This is a genomic window from Pseudarthrobacter sp. efr-133-R2A-89, assembly GCF_030209315.1.
In the GTDB taxonomy this organism is placed as follows: domain Bacteria; phylum Actinomycetota; class Actinomycetes; order Actinomycetales; family Micrococcaceae; genus Arthrobacter.
In genome coordinates, this window is sequence record NZ_JARVSE010000005.1 from 196,437 (window position 1) to 214,345 (window position 17,909).

The 17,909-nt window shown below is 67.4% G+C and carries 16 protein-coding genes and 2 tRNA genes; 12 read left to right on the top strand and 6 right to left on the bottom strand.

Annotated features, from left to right (window positions below; genetic code table 11):
• Nucleotides 1-7: 7 nt before the first annotated feature.
• On the bottom strand, nucleotides 8-1,558 hold the full coding sequence (locus QRM95_RS10095; protein WP_285247627.1) for a hypothetical protein: 1,551 nt from the start codon (nucleotides 1,556-1,558) through the stop codon (nucleotides 8-10).
• A gap of 308 nt (nucleotides 1,559-1,866) precedes the next feature.
• Here QRM95_RS10095 and QRM95_RS10100 point away from each other — a divergent pair.
• Nucleotides 1,867-1,938, top strand: a tRNA-Gln gene (locus QRM95_RS10100).
• 128 nt (nucleotides 1,939-2,066) lie between these two features.
• Nucleotides 2,067-2,142: transfer RNA gene (locus QRM95_RS10105), tRNA-Glu, on the top strand.
• Between the two features lie 149 nt (nucleotides 2,143-2,291).
• Here QRM95_RS10105 and QRM95_RS10110 read toward each other — a convergent pair.
• Nucleotides 2,292-2,840: a DUF1697 domain-containing protein gene (locus tag QRM95_RS10110; protein WP_285247628.1), complete on the bottom strand. Its 549-nt coding sequence runs from the start codon at nucleotides 2,838-2,840 to the stop codon at nucleotides 2,292-2,294.
• 55 nt (nucleotides 2,841-2,895) lie between these two features.
• A complete protein-coding gene (locus tag QRM95_RS10115; protein ID WP_285243965.1) occupies nucleotides 2,896-3,615 on the bottom strand; it encodes an IclR family transcriptional regulator in 720 nt (239 codons plus the stop codon).
• Nucleotides 3,616-3,728: 113 nt separating this feature from the next.
• On the opposite strand from QRM95_RS10115, the gene leuC reads away from it, so the two are divergent.
• The 6 genes from leuC to QRM95_RS10145 all read left to right on the top strand — a co-directional run bounded on the left by leuC (nucleotide 3,729) and on the right by QRM95_RS10145 (nucleotide 10,263).
• Nucleotides 3,729-5,201 carry a 3-isopropylmalate dehydratase large subunit gene (gene leuC, locus QRM95_RS10120; RefSeq protein ID WP_285247629.1) on the top strand — a complete coding sequence of 491 codons (1,473 nt, stop codon included), beginning with the start codon at nucleotides 3,729-3,731 and terminating at the stop codon, nucleotides 5,199-5,201.
• A gap of 9 nt (nucleotides 5,202-5,210) precedes the next feature.
• A complete protein-coding gene (gene leuD / locus QRM95_RS10125; RefSeq protein ID WP_018760034.1) occupies nucleotides 5,211-5,813 on the top strand; it encodes a 3-isopropylmalate dehydratase small subunit in 603 nt (200 codons plus the stop codon).
• Between the two features lie 147 nt (nucleotides 5,814-5,960).
• The gene (murA, locus tag QRM95_RS10130; RefSeq protein WP_285247630.1) at nucleotides 5,961-7,286 is read left to right on the top strand and encodes a UDP-N-acetylglucosamine 1-carboxyvinyltransferase; all 1,326 of its coding nucleotides are present in this window, start codon (nucleotides 5,961-5,963) and stop codon (nucleotides 7,284-7,286) included.
• A gap of 9 nt (nucleotides 7,287-7,295) precedes the next feature.
• Nucleotides 7,296-8,066: a lysophospholipid acyltransferase family protein gene (locus QRM95_RS10135; protein WP_285247631.1), complete on the top strand. Its 771-nt coding sequence runs from the start codon at nucleotides 7,296-7,298 to the stop codon at nucleotides 8,064-8,066.
• Entirely contained in the window at nucleotides 8,063-9,112 is a 1,050-nt protein-coding gene (locus QRM95_RS10140) for an NAD(P)H-dependent glycerol-3-phosphate dehydrogenase (protein WP_285247632.1), read from the top strand. The genes QRM95_RS10135 and QRM95_RS10140 overlap by 4 nt, the downstream gene beginning before the upstream one ends.
• Before the next feature lie 2 nt (nucleotides 9,113-9,114).
• Nucleotides 9,115-10,263, top strand: a complete 1,149-nt coding sequence (locus QRM95_RS10145) for a D-alanine--D-alanine ligase family protein (protein ID WP_285247633.1) — start codon at nucleotides 9,115-9,117, stop codon at nucleotides 10,261-10,263.
• A 49-nt stretch (nucleotides 10,264-10,312) separates the two neighbouring features.
• Here QRM95_RS10145 and QRM95_RS10150 read toward each other — a convergent pair whose 3' ends face one another.
• On the bottom strand, nucleotides 10,313-10,816 hold the full coding sequence (locus QRM95_RS10150; protein WP_285247634.1) for a DUF3515 domain-containing protein: 504 nt from the start codon (nucleotides 10,814-10,816) through the stop codon (nucleotides 10,313-10,315).
• 69 nt (nucleotides 10,817-10,885) lie between these two features.
• On the opposite strand from QRM95_RS10150, the gene thiL reads away from it, so the two are divergent.
• From thiL to rsmD, 4 genes are read left to right on the top strand one after another with little or no spacing between them, the layout of a single operon-like run.
• A complete protein-coding gene (gene thiL, locus QRM95_RS10155) occupies nucleotides 10,886-11,932 on the top strand; it encodes a thiamine-phosphate kinase (RefSeq protein ID WP_285247635.1) in 1,047 nt (348 codons plus the stop codon).
• A gap of 22 nt (nucleotides 11,933-11,954) precedes the next feature.
• Entirely contained in the window at nucleotides 11,955-12,941 is a 987-nt protein-coding gene (locus tag QRM95_RS10160) for a DAK2 domain-containing protein (RefSeq protein WP_285247758.1), read from the top strand.
• The gene (locus QRM95_RS10165) at nucleotides 12,931-15,201 is read left to right on the top strand and encodes an ATP-dependent DNA helicase RecG (protein ID WP_285247636.1); all 2,271 of its coding nucleotides are present in this window, start codon (nucleotides 12,931-12,933) and stop codon (nucleotides 15,199-15,201) included. Before QRM95_RS10160 ends, QRM95_RS10165 begins: the two co-directional genes overlap by 11 nt.
• Before the next feature lie 42 nt (nucleotides 15,202-15,243).
• Entirely contained in the window at nucleotides 15,244-15,858 is a 615-nt protein-coding gene (gene rsmD / locus QRM95_RS10170; protein WP_285247637.1) for a 16S rRNA (guanine(966)-N(2))-methyltransferase RsmD, read from the top strand.
• Between the two features lie 9 nt (nucleotides 15,859-15,867).
• Here the strand turns inward: rsmD and QRM95_RS10175 are convergent, their stop codons facing one another.
• Both QRM95_RS10175 and QRM95_RS10180 read right to left on the bottom strand, forming a co-directional pair.
• Nucleotides 15,868-16,656, bottom strand: coding sequence for a spermidine synthase (locus tag QRM95_RS10175; RefSeq protein ID WP_285247638.1), 789 nt, complete (start codon nucleotides 16,654-16,656; stop codon nucleotides 15,868-15,870).
• Complete coding sequence (locus QRM95_RS10180) at nucleotides 16,656-17,885, bottom strand: aminotransferase class I/II-fold pyridoxal phosphate-dependent enzyme (protein ID WP_285247639.1); 1,230 nt, start codon at nucleotides 17,883-17,885, stop codon at nucleotides 16,656-16,658. Before QRM95_RS10180 ends, QRM95_RS10175 begins: the two co-directional genes overlap by 1 nt.
• Nucleotides 17,886-17,909: the final 24 nt, after the last annotated feature.

Below are 17,909 nucleotides of genomic sequence, written 5' to 3' on the forward strand. Positions count from 1 at the left end.
CCGTTCATCAGGCGGCCCTGAGCAGGGCGGTGCGGCGAAGGATGAGATACCCGCCGACGGCGGCCCCCACCAGCAGGGCGATCAGCAGCAATGCCGTGACGGGGCTGTCCAGCCAGGACGACGGCGACACGGCGGCCACCTTCGTGTGCAGTTCCTGCGTTCCGGCCGCGATCCTGGCGTTGCCCTCGGCCAGCTTGCCGGCACCGTCGGCCAGCTTGCCCGAACCGTCATCAAGCTTGCCGTTGCCGTCGGCGAGTTTCCCGGTTCCATCCGCCAGCTGGGCGGACCCCGACTGCAGTTGTCCGGTGCCCTGGCTCAGGGTGGTGGTGCCCTCCGACAATGCCTCGGTTCCGGCCAGGAGTCCCGGGTTGGCGGGGTCGCCGTCGCCATTGACGCCGGCACTGAGTTTGGTGGTGCCGTCCTGGAGGTTGTTGGCGGCGTAGATCAGGCCGGGGCTGTCCGGATCGCCGGGGACGCCATCCATGCCGGTCCGGATCTTTGCCGTGCCGTCCGCCAGCATCGAGGTGCCAAGCACCACGCCGGGGTTTTGGGGATCGGTGGCGTTGAGCTTCTCCGCCAGCGTGGCGAAGCCCGCCTTCAGCCGGCCCGCCCCGTCATCCAGCTGGGCGGCTCCCGCGGCCAGGCTGCCGGTTCCGGCCTTGAGCTGCCCGGCGCCGTCGTTCAGCTTTGCTGCTCCCGCATCGAGCTGGCCCGCTCCCGCGTAGGCGCGCCGGCCGCCGTCGGCCAACTTGGCGATCTGGTCCTTGATGACGGCCAGGGGAACCAGGCCCTGGGGCCCGTTCGCTGCTGCTTCAAGCTGGTCCAGCCCCTGGCTGAGCGCGGCCAGCCCGTCTCCCTTGGTTGGATCGTTCCCGGCACCTGGGTAGCCCTTCAGCTGTGCTGTCCCGTTCTTCAGCGCCGCTGTCCCTGCGCTCAGGCTGGTGGCGCCGGCGTCGAGCTGGCCTGCGCCTGCCGCGAGCCGGCCCGTACCCGACGCCAGCTGTCCGGCACCGTCGGCAAGGTTGTTGGGGGCGTTGCCGGCCGCGGTGGGGGTGAGCGCTGCGGAAAGCGCCACGGCGCCGGCCTGGAGCTTCCGGGCGCCGTCATCCACCTGGTAGACGCCAGGGACGAGTTTGTTCAGGACGTCATTTTGCAGCTTGGTGGTTCCGGCATGAAGTTTGTCCACACCGGGGGCGAGCTGGTCCCTGACTCCTGAGTAGATCTTGCCCGCACCCGATTGCAGGGCGAGGGCTCCGTTGTTGAGTTGGGTGGTGCCGTCCTTGACCTTGAGCGATCCGTCCTGCACTTGCGCGGCGCCCTTGTTTGCTGCGCCCGCTCCCGCTGCCAGCTGGCCAGAGCCGTCCTTGAGCTGGGCGGCGCCTGCTGCGGCTTGTTCCGCCCCGTCCATCAGCTGGGCAGAGCCGTTGGCGATCTGGCCCGTGAGGTAGGTATAGAAGGCGAGGAAGAGGACGAGCAGGAGGGAGAGGGCCATGATGGCGATGAATTGTGGCCGGGGTTTGCGGGTTGCGGTTGCAATGGCTGCTGTACGGGTTGTCAACGCTGACACTTCCTAACTTCCGCCGGACAGCGGTGTCCGGTGGCGAAACCGTGGTTGGCAGGGCGGTCCCTTGACCTCGTGGGTGCCCCGGGGGACAGGGCAGGGGGCTTGTTACTGATCGGTAACTTACTCGAGGGTAACCATAACGGTGGATGCCGGGCAAGGGTTTGGACGGTTCGCTTTCGCGAAGCCCGGAGGCGCAGGCCGCGCCGGATTTGTGCGAGCCCCAAGTCTCGGGTAAAGTAATTTCTCGTGCTGAGGCGCACGGAGCAGGGAAAACGCCCTGGAATCCGGCCCGAAAGTGCCATTGGGATATGGTGTAATTGGCAACACTACGGTTTCTGGTACCGTCATTCTAGGTTCGAGTCCTGGTATCCCAGCTCTGGTTTGAAGCCCATTCGGGCACGCAAAACAGAAGGTTTCCATTCGGTTCGCCGATTTGAAACCACGGCAAAGTGTGTGAAATACTCACTGAGCCGAGCAGCGGAAACGCTGCCGGAAAGTACGCGGCCCCATCGTATAGCGGCCTAGTACGCCGCCCTCTCACGGCGGTAACGCGGGTTCGAATCCCGCTGGGGTCACCATGGAATGGTCCCGGGCATCAGCCCGGGACCATTTTTTATTTGCCCGGAATTCGCTGGCGGACAATCCCCGCTCAATGGACTGAACCCCGCGCCGCCCGGCGGGGAGTGGTCCTCCGTGCGGGGGGGGGGGGGGCGTCCGCTGGAGCCGTTTAGGAGTCCGACGCCATGGCGGCCGCTGCATCCCGGACTTTGACCAGGGTGCGCAGGTTGCGGGTGGTGGTAGCGGACTTGAACCTGGCCTTCGAGCTGATCTTGCTGAAGGGGCTTTCCAGGGTGCCGCCCACCGGCGCCAGCCACGCCAGCGCTTCAGGTCCAAGGCGCTTCTGGTCCTGGCCGTCAATGGCTGCGCCGGCCGCTTCCAGTTCGTCCAGGGTTGCGGTATCTGAGGAGAAGGTGATGTAGGTGTGGGTGGATTTGTCGTCTTCCGGATACGGGCAGGCATCCACCAGTTCGGCCACCCGTCCGGCGTCCACGACGACCACCCAGGCTTCATAGCCGAACGCTGTCCGGAGGCATTTTTCGGTTTCGCGTTTGACGCCGGCTGCGTCCAGGCTGCTGGTCAGCACTACGTTCCCGCTGGCCAGCAGTGTCTTGGCATCCGCGAAACCCGAAGCTTTCAAGGCGTCCCGAAGGTCCGCCATTTTGATGTTGATTCCGCCAACATTGATTCCACGGAGGAAGACTGCGTAGCTGCCCATGGCCACAGCCTAGTGGCCGCGCCGTCCGCTGGAGCGGACAACGCGGTGGGTGGCCTTAGTCGTTTGTCTTGCGCAGTGCTTCGGTGAGGATGCGGCCGGCGTTGCAGACCACCTCTGCGTGCAGGCGTCCCGGCTGGCGGGTCAGCCGCTCGATCGGGCCGGAAATTGAGACGGCGGCGATCACCCGGCCGGACGGTCCCCGCACCGGCGCGGAGACGGAGGCGACCCCGGGCTCACGTTCGCCAAGGCTCTGTCCCCAGCCGCGTCGTCGTACGCCTGCCAGGACGGTGGGCGTGAAGCGCGCTGACTGCAGGCCCTCGAGGAGCCGGTCGTGGTCTTCCCAGGCGAGCAGTACCTGGGCGGCAGAGCCTGCCTTCATGGACAGCTGCGTGCCCACCGGGATGGTGTCGCGCAGGCCGATGGGGCGTTCGGCGGAGGCGACGCACACACGCCAGTCGCCTTGCCGGCGGAAGATCTGGGCGCTTTCGCCCGTGGCGTCCCGCAGTTGCATCAGGACGGGGCCCGCGGAGGCGATCAGGCGGTCCTCGCCCGCTGCCGAGGCAAGTTCCACGAGCCGGCTGCCAAGGACGAACCGGCCCTGGATATCGCGGCTGACCAGCCGGTGGTGGACGAGTGCCAGGGCGAGCCGGTGGACGGTTGGCCGGGCCAGTCCGGTGGCGGCCACGAGTTGCGCCAGCGTGGTGGGGCCGGCCTCGAGAGCATCGAGCACCTGGGCTGCTTTATCAATGACGCCGACTCCACTAGAATTGTCCATGTAATGATATTGCCGTCTCAATATCTGAGATGCAAATCTTTCGGCTGGCGCAGTGCGGAGCCGTCCTGATTCAGTTGGACTCATCAGCCAAACAGCAGTGAAGGGAGATGGCCATGGCAAAGACATTGGCCGAGAAAGTCTGGGACGCGCACGTGGTGCGCAAAGGCGACGGCGAAGGAGCCAACGCCCAGCCCGACCTCCTCTTTATCGATCTCCACCTGGTCCACGAAGTTACCTCCCCGCAGGCCTTCGAAGGGCTGCGGCTCGCCGGCCGCCCGCTGCGCCGGCCGGACCTGACCATTGCCACCGAGGACCACAACACCCCCACGCTGGACATCGACAAGCCGATTGCCGACCTCACCAGCCGGACCCAGATCCAGACCCTGCGCAACAACTGCGCCGAGTTCGGCGTCCGCCTGCACAGCCTGGGCGACGCCGAACAGGGCATCGTCCACGTGGTCGGCCCGCAGCTCGGCCTGACCCAACCCGGCATGACGGTGGTCTGCGGCGACTCGCACACCTCCACCCACGGCGCCTTCGGCGCGCTGGCCATGGGTATCGGCACCTCCGAGGTGGAGCACGTCATGGCCACCCAGACCCTGTCCCTGAAGCCCTTCAAGACCATGGCCATCAACGTCGAGGGCACGTTGCGCCCGGGCGTCACCGCCAAGGACATCATCCTCGCCGTGATCGCCAAGATCGGCACCGGCGGCGGCCAGGGCTACGTACTGGAATACCGCGGCTCCGCCATCCGCGCGCTCTCCATGGAAGCCCGGATGACCATCTGCAACATGTCCATCGAGGCCGGCGCCCGGGCCGGCATGGTGGCGCCGGACCAGACCACCTACGAGTACATGAAGGGCCGCCCCCACGCGCCTGAAGGCGCGGACTGGGACGCCGCCGTCGAGTACTGGAACACGCTGCGTACCGACGACGACGCCACCTTCGACGTGCAGGTGGACCTGGATGCCAACACGTTGGAGCCGTTTGTCACCTGGGGCACCAACCCGGGCCAGGGTGTATCCCTGTCCGAGTCCGTGCCGTCACCGGAGGACTTCGGCGACGAAAACGCCAAGGCCGCTGCCGAGCGCGCCTTGCAGTACATGGGACTCGAAGCCGGCACGCCCATGAAGGACATCCGCGTGGACACCGTCTTCCTGGGCTCCTGCACCAACTCCCGGATGGAGGACCTGCGCGCCGCTGCCGACATCATCCGCGGCCGGCAAAAGGACCCCAACATCCGGATGCTGGTGGTCCCTGGCTCTGCCCGCGTCCGCCTGGAAGCGGAGGCCGAGGGCCTGGACAAGGTCTTCAAGGACTTCGGTGCCGAATGGCGCTTTGCCGGCTGCTCCATGTGCTTGGGCATGAACCCGGACCAGCTGGAAGTGGGGGAGCGTTGCGCCTCAACCTCCAACCGGAACTTCGAAGGCCGGCAGGGCAAGGGCGGCCGCACCCACCTGGTTTCCCCGGTGGTGGCAGCAGCCACGGCAGTCCGAGGCACGCTCAGCTCGCCGTCGGACCTTGACCCGGCTCCCGAGCCGGTGGTTGAGCCTGCCCAAACCCCATCCGCAAGCCACGCAGCCTAGGACAGCACCATGGAAAAGTTCACCAAGCACACCGGCGTTGGCGTCCCGCTGCGCCAGAGCAATGTCGACACCGACCAGATCATCCCGGCGGTGTACCTCAAGCGCATCACCCGGACCGGGTTCGAGGACGCCCTGTTCTCCGCCTGGCGGAAAGACCCCTCGTTCATCCTCAACCAGGAGCCTTACACCACCGGTTCGGTGCTCGTTGCAGGGCCCGACTTTGGCACCGGATCCTCCCGCGAACACGCCGTCTGGGCGCTGAAGGACTACGGGTTCAAGGCCGTCCTGTCTTCCCGTTTCGCCGACATCTTCCGCGGCAATTCCGGCAAGCAGGGCCTGCTGGCCGCCCAGGTGGCGCAGGACGACATTGAACTGATCTGGAAGGAGCTCGAAAACGCGCCCGGAACCGAAGTCACGGTGGACCTTGAGTCCAAGACCGTCGTGTGCGGTCCCATCGTGGCGCCCTTCGAGATCGACGACTACACCCGTTGGCGGCTCCTCGAAGGCCTGGACGACATTGGGTTGACCCTCCAGCATGAAGCCGACATCACGGCGTACGAGGCCACCCGCCCCAGCTTCAAGCCGAAGACACTTCCCGCCCGGCTGTCCTAGCGCGCAGGAACGGGCCCGGCGGCAGGAAATACCCCGCCACGGACTGCCGCCGGCGCCCGCTTATTTCGGTTCGGTAACGCGACCTCCTATGCTTGGTTGGAGCCTTTGCAAGGATTTGTGGGCTAGTGATCGTGAGGAAACCGGTATATGAGTAGTGTTCTGACAATCCGCGGCGGAGTCCCGCTTACCGGCCGCGTCAGCGTCCGCGGGGCAAAGAATCTTGTACCGAAGGCCATGGTGGCAGCACTGCTGGGCAACGAACCCTCGGTGTTGCGCAACGTGCCGGAGATCAAGGACGTCGAGGTCGTCACGTCCCTGCTGCAGCTGCATGGCGTGACCGTGGAGAAAGACCCGGTCAGCGGCGACCTTACCCTCGATCCGACGTCGGCGAAGACGGCCTCAAGCACCGCCATCGATGCGCACGCCGGCGATTCCCGGATTCCCATCCTGCTGTGCGGTCCACTGATCCATGCCATCGGGGAAGCGTTCATCCCCGACCTCGGCGGCTGCAAGATCGGCGACCGCCCCATCGACTACCACCTGGACGTCCTGCGCCAGTTTGGCGCCGTCGTGGAAAAGCGCCCCGGCGGGATCCACATCTCCGCACCAAAGGGACTGCACGGCGCCAAGATCTCGCTGCCGTACCCGTCCGTGGGGGCCACCGAGCAGGTCCTCCTCAGCGCCACCCGCGCGGAAGGCATCACGGAGCTCTCCGGTGCCGCCACCGAGCCGGAGGTCATCGACCTGATCGCCGTGCTGCAGAAGATGGGCGCCATCATCAGCGTCCAGACGGACCGGACCATCCGAATCGAGGGCGTCCGCGACCTCGGCGGCTACAACCACCGCGCGCTCTCGGACCGCAACGAGTCCGCGTCCTGGGCCTCGGCCGCCTTGGTCACCCGCGGTGACATCTTCGTTGAAGGCGCATCCCAGCGCGACATGATGACCTTCCTGAACACCTACCGCAAAGTGGGCGGCGGAATGGACATCGGCGAGGACGGCATCCGGTTCTACCACAAGGGCGGCAAGCTCACCCCGCTGGTCCTTGAAACGGACGTCCATCCCGGATTCATGACGGACTGGCAGCAGCCGCTGGTGGTCGCATTGACCCAGGCCGAGGGCGTCTCAATCGTCCACGAAACGGTGTACGAGAACCGCTTCGGCTTCACCGACGCCCTCATCCGCATGGGCGCCAGCATCCAGGTCCACCGTGAGTGCCTCGGAAGCGTCCCGTGCCGGTTCGGCCAGCGCAACTTCCTGCACTCGGCCGTCATCTCCGGTCCCACCCAGCTCAAGGGAACGGATATCGACGTGCCGGACCTGCGCGGCGGGTTCAGCCATCTCATTGCCGCCCTGGCCGCCACCGGAACCTCCCGGGTCACGGGCATCGACATCATCAACCGCGGCTACGAACGCTTCACCGAAAAGCTCGCCGGCCTCGGTGCCGACTTCGACATCGCCACCACGAAGTAGCGGCGGACCGTGAAGGAAACTGCCAAAAGCAGGGCCACGTTCGTGTTCATCGCCGGGATCGCCCGTCCGCTGCTGAACCTCATGATGGCCAAGAAATGGGAAGGCACCGAGAAACTCCCTGCCGGCGGCTTCATCGCCGCACCCAACCATTGCACCGAAATCGATCCCCTGGTTGTGGGACACATGCTCTACAACCAGGGGCGTGCCCCGCACTTCCTGGCCAAGGCCGGCCTGTTCAAAGTCCCCGGCCTGGGCTGGCTCCTGAACGCCACCAAGCAGGTCCCCGTTGAGCGTTCGACGACGGGTGCGAACCGGTCGCTGCAGGTGGCCCAGGAAATCGTGGCCGAGGGCGGAGCGATCATCATCTACCCGGAGGGCACGCTGACCCGCGACCCCGCGCTCTGGCCCATGAAAGGCCATACGGGTGCGGCCAGGCTCGCCCTTGAAGGCGGAATCCCCGTAGTGCCGATCGCCCACTGGGGCGCCCATGAGGTGTTTCCCCGCTACGGCAAGCGGTTCCACCTGTTCCCGCGGAAGCTTTCCCGGGTAGTGGTGGGGGACCCGGTGGACCTCAGCGCCTTCAGCGGCCGCCCGTTGGACAAAGCGACGCTGACCGAAGCCACCGAGGTCATCATGGCCGCGATCACCGACCTGCTGGCGGGCCTGCGCGGGGAAGAGCCGCCGGCTCAACGCTGGGATCCGGCCAAGCAGCAACAGGCCAAGCACGGACGGTTCATCGACCGCGGACAGCAGTCCGGCCCGGAAACGGATGCACAGTGACCGTTGACCGAAGGCCAGGATCTGCCCGGACCGTGGCTGTCCTGGGCGCCGGTTCCTGGGGGACCACCTTCGCGAAGATCCTCGCAGACGCCGCCGGCGCCGCCGGGAGCCCGCGCGAAATCAAGGTGTGGGGCCGGCGCGCCGAGGTGGTGGACCAGATCAACCAGGCCCACCGCAACAGCGATTACCTCAAGGACATCGTCCTGCCCGCCAGCATCACCGCTTCCACTGACGTCGGGGAGGTGCTGGCCGGGGCCGATCTTGTGGTGGTGGCCGTCCCTGCCCAATCCCTTCGCCCGCAGCTGCGGGAATGGAAGGACATGATCGAGCCCGGAGCCGTCGTCGTGTCCCTCATGAAGGGCCTCGAACTTGGCACGGATGCCCGCATGAGTGAGGTCATCAGCCAGGAACTGGGCCTGCCGCCCGAACGCATCGCCGTGGTCTCCGGGCCCAACCTGGCCATGGAAATCGCGCGCGAAGAGCCGACGGCGTCGGTGGTGGCCTGCGCGGATTCCGCGACCGCCGGGTGGCTCGCCAGAACCTGCACGGCACCCTACTTCCGTCCCTACACCACGTCCGACGTCGTCGGCGTCGAAATCGGCGGCATCGTCAAGAACGTGATCGCGCTGGCCGTGGGCATCTGCGAAGGCAAGGAAATGGGGGACAACACCAAAGCCTCGGTCATTACCCGCGGCCTGGCGGAGACCTCGCGCCTCGCCTTGGCGCTCGGCGGCGAAGCCAAGACCATGGCCGGCCTTGCCGGGCTGGGTGACCTTGTGGCGACCTGCTCGTCCGCATTGTCCCGGAACCACACCGCCGGCCGGCTCCTCGGCCAAGGGCTGACCCTGGACGAGGTGGGCCGCAAAATGACCCAGACCGCCGAAGGCATCAAGTCCGGCCAGGCCGTGCACGAACTTGCCGGTAAGCTCGGCGTCGAAATGCCTATCACCGCCGCCGTCGTCGCGGTGCTGGCAGGCAAGCTGTCCGTTGACCAACTGGGGCCCGTCCTGCTGTCCCGGGAATTGAAACCTGAAGGCGATTACTGACCATGTCCCAAGACACACCCACCACAGGGGAAACGGCGAGCAGCAGGAAGCCGCGGGTAGCCGTGCTGTTCGGCGGCCGTTCCAGCGAGCACGCCGTAAGTTGCGTGACGGCAGCCGGCGTGCTCGGCGCCATCGACAGGGAGAAGTACGAGGTCATCCCGATCGGGATCGCCAAGACCGGGCAATGGGTCCTGGCGCCGGCCGATACCGCGCAATGGTCCTTGGCGGCTTCATCGTTGCCGGAAGTATCGCCGTCCGCCCAGACCGTAACCCTGGCCGAGATCGGCGGCGAACACCAGTTGATTGTCGCCTCCCCCAACGAGGTACCCCAGGAACTGGGCGCCGTGGACGTCGTCTTCCCGCTCCTGCACGGACCCTTCGGCGAAGACGGCACCATCCAGGGGCTCCTGGAATTGTCGGACACCCGCTACGTGGGTGCCGGCGTCCTGGCTTCCGCCGTCGGCATGGACAAGCACTACATGAAAGTGGTCTTCGAGGCCGCCGGGCTCCGCGTTGGCCCTTACGTGGCGGTCACCGACAGGCAGTGGCGCAATGACCCCGAATCCGTTCGGAAACAGGTGGACCGGCTGGGCTTCCCCGTCTTCGTCAAGCCCGCACGCGCGGGCTCGTCCATGGGCATTTCCAAAGTGGACTCCCTCGACGAGCTCGACGCCGCGATCGAGGAAGCACGCCGACACGACCTCAAACTGGTCATCGAGGCCGGAATCGTGGGACGCGAAATTGAGTGCGCGGTCTTGGAAGGCAGGGGAACGGACGCTCCCCGGACCTCCATGCCGGGGGAGATATCGGTCGCCGGCGGCACCCACGAGTTCTATGATTTCAACGCCAAGTACGTCGAGGACGATGCTGCCGCGCTGAGTTGCCCGGCGGACATTCCGGCAGAAGCCATTTCGCGGGTCCGTGAGCTGGCAGCGCTGGCCTTCGATGCCGTGGGCGCCGAGGGCTTGAGCCGCGTTGACTTCTTCTACACCCCCGACGGTGAGCTGATCATCAATGAGATCAACACCATGCCCGGGTTCACGCCCAAGAGCATGTACCCGCAAATGTGGGCGGCCTCGGGACTGGGCTACGCAGACCTGATCGATGAGCTCATCCACCTGGCGCTGCACCGGAAGACCGGCCTCCGCTGAAGCCCCGGGCTGAACCGCGGGCCCAACCCGGTGGTTGGGCCCGCAGAACCTACTTGCTCTGCGGGAGGTTCTGCAGGTCTTCCTGACCCACGCAGTTCCGCACCGACGGGACCTTCGCGGCGGCGCCTGCCAGGTCCGCGAGAACGGTTGCGGAGCTGATCTTGTCAGGGTCCATCAGGATCTCCGTGGCCGGTTCCCGGCCGTAAGTGGTCAGCGTCCACACCGGATCGCCTTCCTTGATGACCCAGTCGACGCCGTTGACGGTCACGCAGCGGTCCGTCGTCGGGCCCGGCACGTTGACGCCGCAGCGGAGGATGACCAGCGACGGATCACCCCACGCGGCAGTCGCCTGGCTGTTGGTCTTCCGCAGCCGGGAATCGCCGATCGCATCCGGCAGGGCCACCATCATCGGCGCGCAGGCAGGGTTTGCCGCGTCCTTGGCGGCGGTAACGTCGACCGCTGGGGAGCACGCAGTCATGGACAGGGCGGCGACTGCCCCAAGAACTGCCATCCTGGTGGCGCGGGCGGTCAGGGGCAGCTGGGGATGGTGCATGGTTCCAGCCTATCGCCGCCGGCGCCCCCGCCAGGACACGATGTCGGCCGGTCGCGGTAGCGTAGTGGCGTGCCTGAAGACCTCCGAAACCGCGTTGACCGCCAGCCCACCGTTGCGGGCCTGTCCGAATCAGACCTGCTGGCCCGGATCTTCCCGCGCCTGCGGATGGCGGGCTCCCACACGGCAAGCACGCTGCTGGGCCCCGGGGATGATGCCGCCATTGTCGCTGCCCCGGACGGCAGGGCGGTGGTCAGCATCGACACCCAAGTCCAGGACCAGGATTTCCGCCTCCTCTGGCCCAACGGCTACCGCACTACCGGATTCGACGTCGGGTGGAAAGCCGCGGCCCAGAACCTCAGCGATATCAACGCGATGGGTGCCACGGCAACCTCCATGGTGGTCAGCCTCACCCTGCCGGTGGACACGCCGGTCAGTTGGGTGGAAGGCCTGGCGGACGGCTTGGCAGCTGGAATCCAGGCCCTCGGAGCCACCGGGTGTTCCGTTGCCGGCGGGGACCTGGGCCGCGGCCGCGAGATTTCCGTGACGGTCGCCGTCCTGGGAACGCTCGACGGCGGCCGGGCTGTCCTGCGGTCCGGCGCCCGGCCGGGAGATGTCCTGGCCTTGGCCGGAACCGTCGGGCATGCCGCTGCCGGCCTGGCCCTGCTGGAATCCGGCATCGCCGCGGACACCCTCGGCCCCGCCGAACGGATCTTCCCCGACCTGCAGTGCCGGCCCCGGCCGCCCCTGGACGCAGGGCCGGCTGCACGGGCTGCGGGGGCGACGGCCATGCTTGATGTTTCGGACGGACTCCTGCGGGACGGGCAACGGCTGGCGGCCGCCAGCAACGTCGCCGTCGACCTCGATCCCGCCCGGCTGGCGCACCTTGCCGAACTGCTGCGCCCGGCCGCGACCCTCCTGGACACGGACCCGGCACCCTGGGTGCTGGCCGGCGGCGAGGACCACGGCCTGCTGGCCACTTTCCCGGCCGGCATTCAGCTGCCACCCGGATTCACTGCGATAGGCTCGGTACATGCACTCGGAACCGACGAAGGCCCGGGCGTCCTGATAGCGGGCCGGGCCGCGGACACCGGGGGATGGGATCACTTTGCACACTAAGGTTGCCGCCAACGCGCTGGCGATGAAGAGGTGGCTGGGCAAGGCGGAAACGGCCCTGGGCAACCACAGCGACCGGCTCAACGCCATCAACATCTTCCCGGTGGCTGACGGCGATACCGGCACCAACCTCTACCTCACCGTTCGCGCCGCAGCCCGCTCGTTGGTGCTCACCGACGACCAGCCCGCTCCGGTGGACGTCGGTGAAGTCCTCGCCACGGCAGGGCAGGCGGCCATGGAGGAAGCCCGGGGAAACTCCGGCACCCTCTTCTCCGTGTTCCTGTGTGCAGCGGCCGAGCCCCTGGCCGGCCACACCAGGGTGACGTCCACGCTCCTGTCGGCCGCGCTGAACCGCGCCCAGATCCGTGCCTGGTCAGCACTCAGCGATCCCGTTCCCGGAACCATGCTTTCCGTCATGGAAGCAGCCGCCCGCGCCGCGGCCGCCGTGGACGCGGCCCAGGACGGGGACGACAGCAACCACGCGCTGGGCCTTGCCCTGGACGCCGCGGTGGAGGGAGCCCTGGCAGCGGTGATCCATACCGAAGAGCAGCTCGATGCCCTGCAGTCCGCCCACGTCGTCGATGCCGGCGGGGTGGGAATGCTGCTCATCCTTGACTGCCTGCGATCGGCGGTCCTGGGCGAGGAACTGCAGAATGAACTCCTCGACGGCCTGCACGGCTACGACGTCTCCGATCCCCACATCCACACCGCCATGCCCGACGCCGACGGCGTGGAAGTCATGTGCACCATCAGCCTGTCGCCGCTGGACGCCGCCACCCTTCGGCAGCGCCTGGACGAAATCGGCGAGTCCGTCATCATGAGCCAGGTGGGCGGCGAAGTTGACCCGGACGGGAAGTACCGGTGGCGGGTCCATGTGCACGTGCCGCATCCGGACCAGGCCGTCACCGTCATCAGGTCCCTGGGCGAGCCGTCCCAGATCAGCGTCAGCGAACTTGCGCTGCCCAGGGACCCGGACATGGACGCAGTGAACACCGGCGGGCATGAACGCTGAGCTCGACCTGGCCCTGGAGCGGCGCATCGGCAAGCGCTCGGCAGCGGTCATTGAGAAACACCTCGGGATCACCACCGTGGACGGACTCCTGAATTACTTTCCGCGCCGTTACATGAGCCGCGGTGAGCTGACCCCCATCAGCGAGCTGCCGCTGGACGAGGACGTGACCCTGATCGCCCGGGTGCTGTCCAGCAGCACGCGCACCATGCAGGCCCGACGGGGATCGATCACCGACGTCATCGTGTCCGACGACGACGGTCAGCAGGGGCTCCGGCTGGTGGGCGGCCGGGACTTCCGCGGCAAGGTGCCCGGAACCCTCAAAATCAGCTTCTTCAACGGGTACAAAGCCAAAACGGAACTCCTGCAGGGGCGGCGGGCCCTGTTTTCCGGGAAGGTCACCAGTTTCAAGGGGCAACTGGGCCTGACCAACCCTGATTTCCAGCTGGTGGACGAAGATCCGTTCACCGACAGTGGCCAGGACCCGGAGAAACTCGCCGCCATGCCCATCCCGGTGTACCCGGCAACCGCCAAGCTTCCCAGCTGGAAGATCCAGAAGACCATCGCCACCCTCCTGGAAACACTCGACCTCGACGCCCTGCCCGACCCGGTGCCAACCGAGGTTTCCGCCCGTGAAGGGTTTCTGCCGGTGTCCCGCGCCTACCGGTTGATCCACGTACCCGAGTCCGCCGACGACTGGCGCAGGGCCCGGGACCGCCTGCGCTACCACGAGGCCTTGGTGCTGCAGTCAGCGCTGGCGCGGCGCCGCGCCCAGCTCGCTGCCGAGGAAGCCACGGCCCGCCGCCCGGTGGGCGACGGCCTCCTGGCCGCCTTCGACGCCAACCTGCCGTTCACGCTCACGGCCGGCCAATCCGCCGTCGGCCAAACCCTCGCCGCGGAACTGGCTCGCGACACCCCCATGAACCGGCTGCTGCAGGGCGAGGTCGGCTCGGGCAAGACAGTCGTGGCGCTGCGTGCCATGCTGCAGGTCATTGATTCCGGCGGGCAGGCCGCGCTCCTGGCCCCTACCGAAGTGCTCGCCGCCCAGCATTACGACTCCATCCGGCGCAGCCTTGGACCGTTGTCCGGCGACGGCCTCCTGGGCGGTCTCGCCGGCGGAAGCGGCGCCTCCGTGCAAGTCACGCTGCTGACCGGCTCCATGCCCACCGCCGCACGCAGGCAAGCCATGCTGGATGCCGCCTCCGGGACGGCCGGAATCATCATCGGCACCCACGCGCTCCTGGGCGACAACGTCTCCTTCTACGACCTCGGACTCATCGTGGTGGACGAGCAGCACCGTTTCGGCGTGGAGCAGCGCGACGCCCTGCGGGCCAAGGCGCGCAAGCCCCCGCACCTGCTGGTCATGACAGCCACCCCCATCCCGCGGACCGTTGCCATGACGGTTTTCGGGGACCTGGAAACGTCCACCCTCAGCGAACTGCCCAAAGGCCGGGCCCCGATCACCACCCACCTTGTGGGCCTCGCGGAGAACCCCGCCTGGGCGGCGCGGATCTGGGCGCGCGCCCGGGAAGAGATCGATGCCGGGCGCCAGGTGTACGTGGTCTGTCCCAAGATCGGGACGGACGACGACGGCGACTTCAGCCCCGGCGAGGCCGCACCTCCGGGGGCGGACGGCGAGGAAGGGCGGGAGCTTGCGTCCGTCACCGCCGTCGTGGAACACCTGCAGGCCGAGCCGTCCCTGGCAGGGGTGCCGCTCGCACCCCTGCACGGACGCCAGGAGCCTGAGCTGAAAACGGAGACGATGGCCGGCTTCACCGCCAACCGGATCAAACTGCTCGTCTCCACCACCGTGATCGAAGTGGGCGTGGATGTGCACAACGCCACCTTGATGGTCATCCTGGACGCCGACAGGTTCGGGATCTCCCAGCTGCACCAGCTCCGCGGGCGCGTCGGCCGTGGCGGACTGCCCGGCACCTGCCTGCTGGTCACCGCCCTGGAGCCGGGGCATACCAGCCGGCGGCGACTGGAAGCCGTCGTGGCCACAACGGACGGTTTCGTCCTCTCGCAGGAAGACCTCAAACTGCGCCGCGAAGGCGATATCCTGGGCGCCTCCCAGTCCGGCGGACGCTCCACCCTGAAACTCCTGCGCGTCCTCGAACACGAAGACGTCATCGCCCGGGCCAGGGAAGACGCACAGCAGATCGTCGGCAGGGACCCGTTGCTGGCAGGCCATCCCGAACTCGCCGATGCCATCAAGAAGTACCTCAACCCCGAGAAGGAGGCGTTCCTTGAACGCGGTTAGCACGGCAGGGCCCCAGGGCGCAGGCGGACGGCGGCAGCCGCAATGACCCGGGTTATCTCCGGCGCCGCGGGCGGAACCCCGCTGAACGCGGTCCCGGGCTCGTTGACCCGGCCCACCACCGACCGCGTCAAGGAAGCGCTGTTCTCCCGGCTCGACGCTTTTGGCGTGATCTCGGGCGCCAGGGTTCTTGACCTGTACGCGGGTTCGGGGTCCCTGGGCGTGGAAAGTGCCAGCAGGGGAGCGCAGGCCGTGGACCTGGTGGAGTCCGACGCCAAGGCCAGTGCGGTGTGCCAGCGCAATGCGGACCTCATCGACGGCGTGCTTGGCCGCAAGACCGTCAGCGTGCACCGGGCCAGGGTGGAGCCCTTCCTTGACCGCGCGCCAGGCTCCGCTGCCTGGGACCTCGTGTTCCTGGATCCGCCTTATCCACTGGATGAAGCGGCGCTGGCGGCGGTGCTCCAAAAGCTCGCCGGCCACCTGGCAGCCGGGGCTGTGGTGGTGGTGGAGCGGTCCTCGCGTTCTCCGGAGCCGGAGTGGCCCGACGGACTGGCGCGGTTTGCGGACAAAAAGTACGGCGAGACCCGGTTGTGGTTTGCCGAACCGTCGGTACCCGATGCCATCTCCGCCGACGACCTGCCGGACGGGACCGAGGGGTAAGGCCTGGGCCTAGGCCGAGAAGGGGTCCAGGTCCACGCCGGACAGGACCCGGGCAGGGTGGGGGCCGCGGGCGGCCAGCTCTGTCGTCCACGATTCCGGCCAGGGGCCTTGCGTGCCTGCCAGGATGACATTTCCCGGGTACCGTGCGTCGAACATTCCGGCTTCCCCGAACGCCGCAACATCGGCCATGGCCTCGCGCATGGCCGCCACCTGGCTCCTGACCAACGTGAGGGCGGGCTCGTCGCCCACATTGACAATCAGCACGCCGTCCGGGCTCAGCCGGTCCCGGGCCTCCCGGTAGAAACCACTGGACGCGATGTGGGCCGGCGCCTTCGGCCCGGAAAAGATATCCAGGATGACGACGTCGAACGTCAGTCCCGGGGCCAGCGTGCCAAGTGCCTCGCGGGCATCGCCGATCACGGTGGTCAGGTCCGTGCCGTCGGGCAGGGGAAGGTGCCGGAGGACAAAGTCCAGCAGTTCGCGTTCCAGCTCCACCGCGTACTGCGGTGAGCCGGGCCGGGTGGCCTGGATGTAGCGTGCAAGGGTCAGCGCACCGGCGCCAAGGTGCAGGGCCTTCACCGGTTCCCCTGCCGGTGCGGCGAGATCCACCAGGTGGCCGATCCTGCGCAGGTACTCGTAGAAAATCTCGTCGGGCCGGCTGAGGTTGACATGGGACTGCTCCGCTCCGCCGATGCTGAGCACATAGCCGCCGTCCGTGAACGAGTCCGGTTCGATGGTGGCGTGCTGGCCGGTGGTCCGCAGGAACCGGCTCGCAGTTCCCCTGGCGCCGCCGGACATCAGAGCCTGCCGCGGAGCGTTGCCAGCCGCGAGGCGGCTTCCTCCAGGACATCGGTCTTCTTGCAAAAGGCGAAGCGCAGCAGGCTCCTTGTCCGTTCCGCGCCCTCGGGGTGGCAGAACACGGGGACCGGGATGGCGGCAACTCCCACCAATTCCGGCAGGCGCCGGGCGAGGTCCAGAGCGTCGGTGATGCCGAGCGGTGCGGTGTCCACGTTGACGAAGTAGGTGCCGCGGGGCGTGAAGACATCGAACCCGGCGTCCCTGAGCCCCTCGCTGAGGATGTCCCGTTTCTTCTGCAGGGTGGCCGCGATCCCGTGGAAGAAAGCGTCCGGCTGGCCCAGGCCCGTGGCGATTGCCGCCTGGAACGGGGTCCCGGAGCTGTAGGTGAGGAATTGCTTCACCGTACGCACGGCGGCCACCAGGTCCTCCGGACCGGTCAGCCAGCCCACCTTCCATCCTGTCAGTGAGAACGTCTTCCCCGCGGAGGAGATGGTGATGGTGTTCGCGGCGGCTCCGGGCAGCGTTGCCACCGGGATATGGGGGACGCCGAACGTCAGGTGCTCGTACACCTCGTCTGTGACGATGATGCTGCCGTGCTTGGCTGCAAGGTCCACGACGCGCTGCAGCACGGCCTCCGGAAAAACGGCGCCGGTGGGATTGTGCGGGTTGTTCAGCAGGACCACCCGGGTGCGGTCACTGAAGGCCGACTCCAGGGCGGAAAGGTCAGGCATGAAGTCCGGGGCGGCCAGCGGCACGGTCACATGGGTGGCGCCGGTGAGGCCGATGACCGCGCCGTAGGAGTCATAGAAGGGCTCGAACGTCAGGACTTCGTCACCGGGCCCGGCGAAAGCCAGCAGCGAGGCCGCGATGCCTTCGGTGGCCCCGGTGGTGATGATGACCTCCGTGGCGGGGTCGGGCGTCAACCCGTAGAAGCGTTCCTGGTGCGCGGCCACCGCCTCGCGGAGTTCGGGGATGCCCCTGCCGGGTGCGTACTGGTTGGCTCCGGCGGCGATGGCCGCCCGCGCCGCCTCCCTGATCTCCAGCGGCCCGTCCTCGTCCGGGAAGCCCTGGCCCAGGTTGATGGCACCCGTCCGGACGGCAAGGGTGGTCATCTCTTCGAAGATGGTGACCCCCAGTCCGCCGTCGGGCGCCAGCAGGTTGGCGCCGAGCGCTGTCCGCTGCCAGGGAGCAGGTGCCAGGGGCGTGGAAAGTTCCCGTGGAGGATGCATCCAGTCATGGTATCCCGGGCTTTC

Coding starts and splice junctions, on each gene's coding strand:
- QRM95_RS10145 (WP_285247633.1), top strand. CDS start 9,115: ATGTCCCAAGACACACCCACCACAGGGGAAACGGCGAGCAGCAGGAAG.
- murA (WP_285247630.1), top strand. CDS start 5,961: ATGAGTAGTGTTCTGACAATCCGCGGCGGAGTCCCGCTTACCGGCCGC.
- QRM95_RS10110 (WP_285247628.1), bottom strand. CDS start 2,840: ATGGGCAGCTACGCAGTCTTCCTCCGTGGAATCAATGTTGGCGGAATC.
- rsmD (WP_285247637.1), top strand. CDS start 15,244: ATGACCCGGGTTATCTCCGGCGCCGCGGGCGGAACCCCGCTGAACGCG.
- leuD (WP_018760034.1), top strand. CDS start 5,211: ATGGAAAAGTTCACCAAGCACACCGGCGTTGGCGTCCCGCTGCGCCAG.
- QRM95_RS10160 (WP_285247758.1), top strand. CDS start 11,955: ATGAAGAGGTGGCTGGGCAAGGCGGAAACGGCCCTGGGCAACCACAGC.
- QRM95_RS10165 (WP_285247636.1), top strand. CDS start 12,931: ATGAACGCTGAGCTCGACCTGGCCCTGGAGCGGCGCATCGGCAAGCGC.
- leuC (WP_285247629.1), top strand. CDS start 3,729: ATGGCAAAGACATTGGCCGAGAAAGTCTGGGACGCGCACGTGGTGCGC.
- QRM95_RS10115 (WP_285243965.1), bottom strand. CDS start 3,615: ATGGACAATTCTAGTGGAGTCGGCGTCATTGATAAAGCAGCCCAGGTG.
- QRM95_RS10175 (WP_285247638.1), bottom strand. CDS start 16,656: ATGTCCGGCGGCGCCAGGGGAACTGCGAGCCGGTTCCTGCGGACCACC.
- QRM95_RS10150 (WP_285247634.1), bottom strand. CDS start 10,816: ATGCACCATCCCCAGCTGCCCCTGACCGCCCGCGCCACCAGGATGGCA.
- QRM95_RS10180 (WP_285247639.1), bottom strand. CDS start 17,885: ATGCATCCTCCACGGGAACTTTCCACGCCCCTGGCACCTGCTCCCTGG.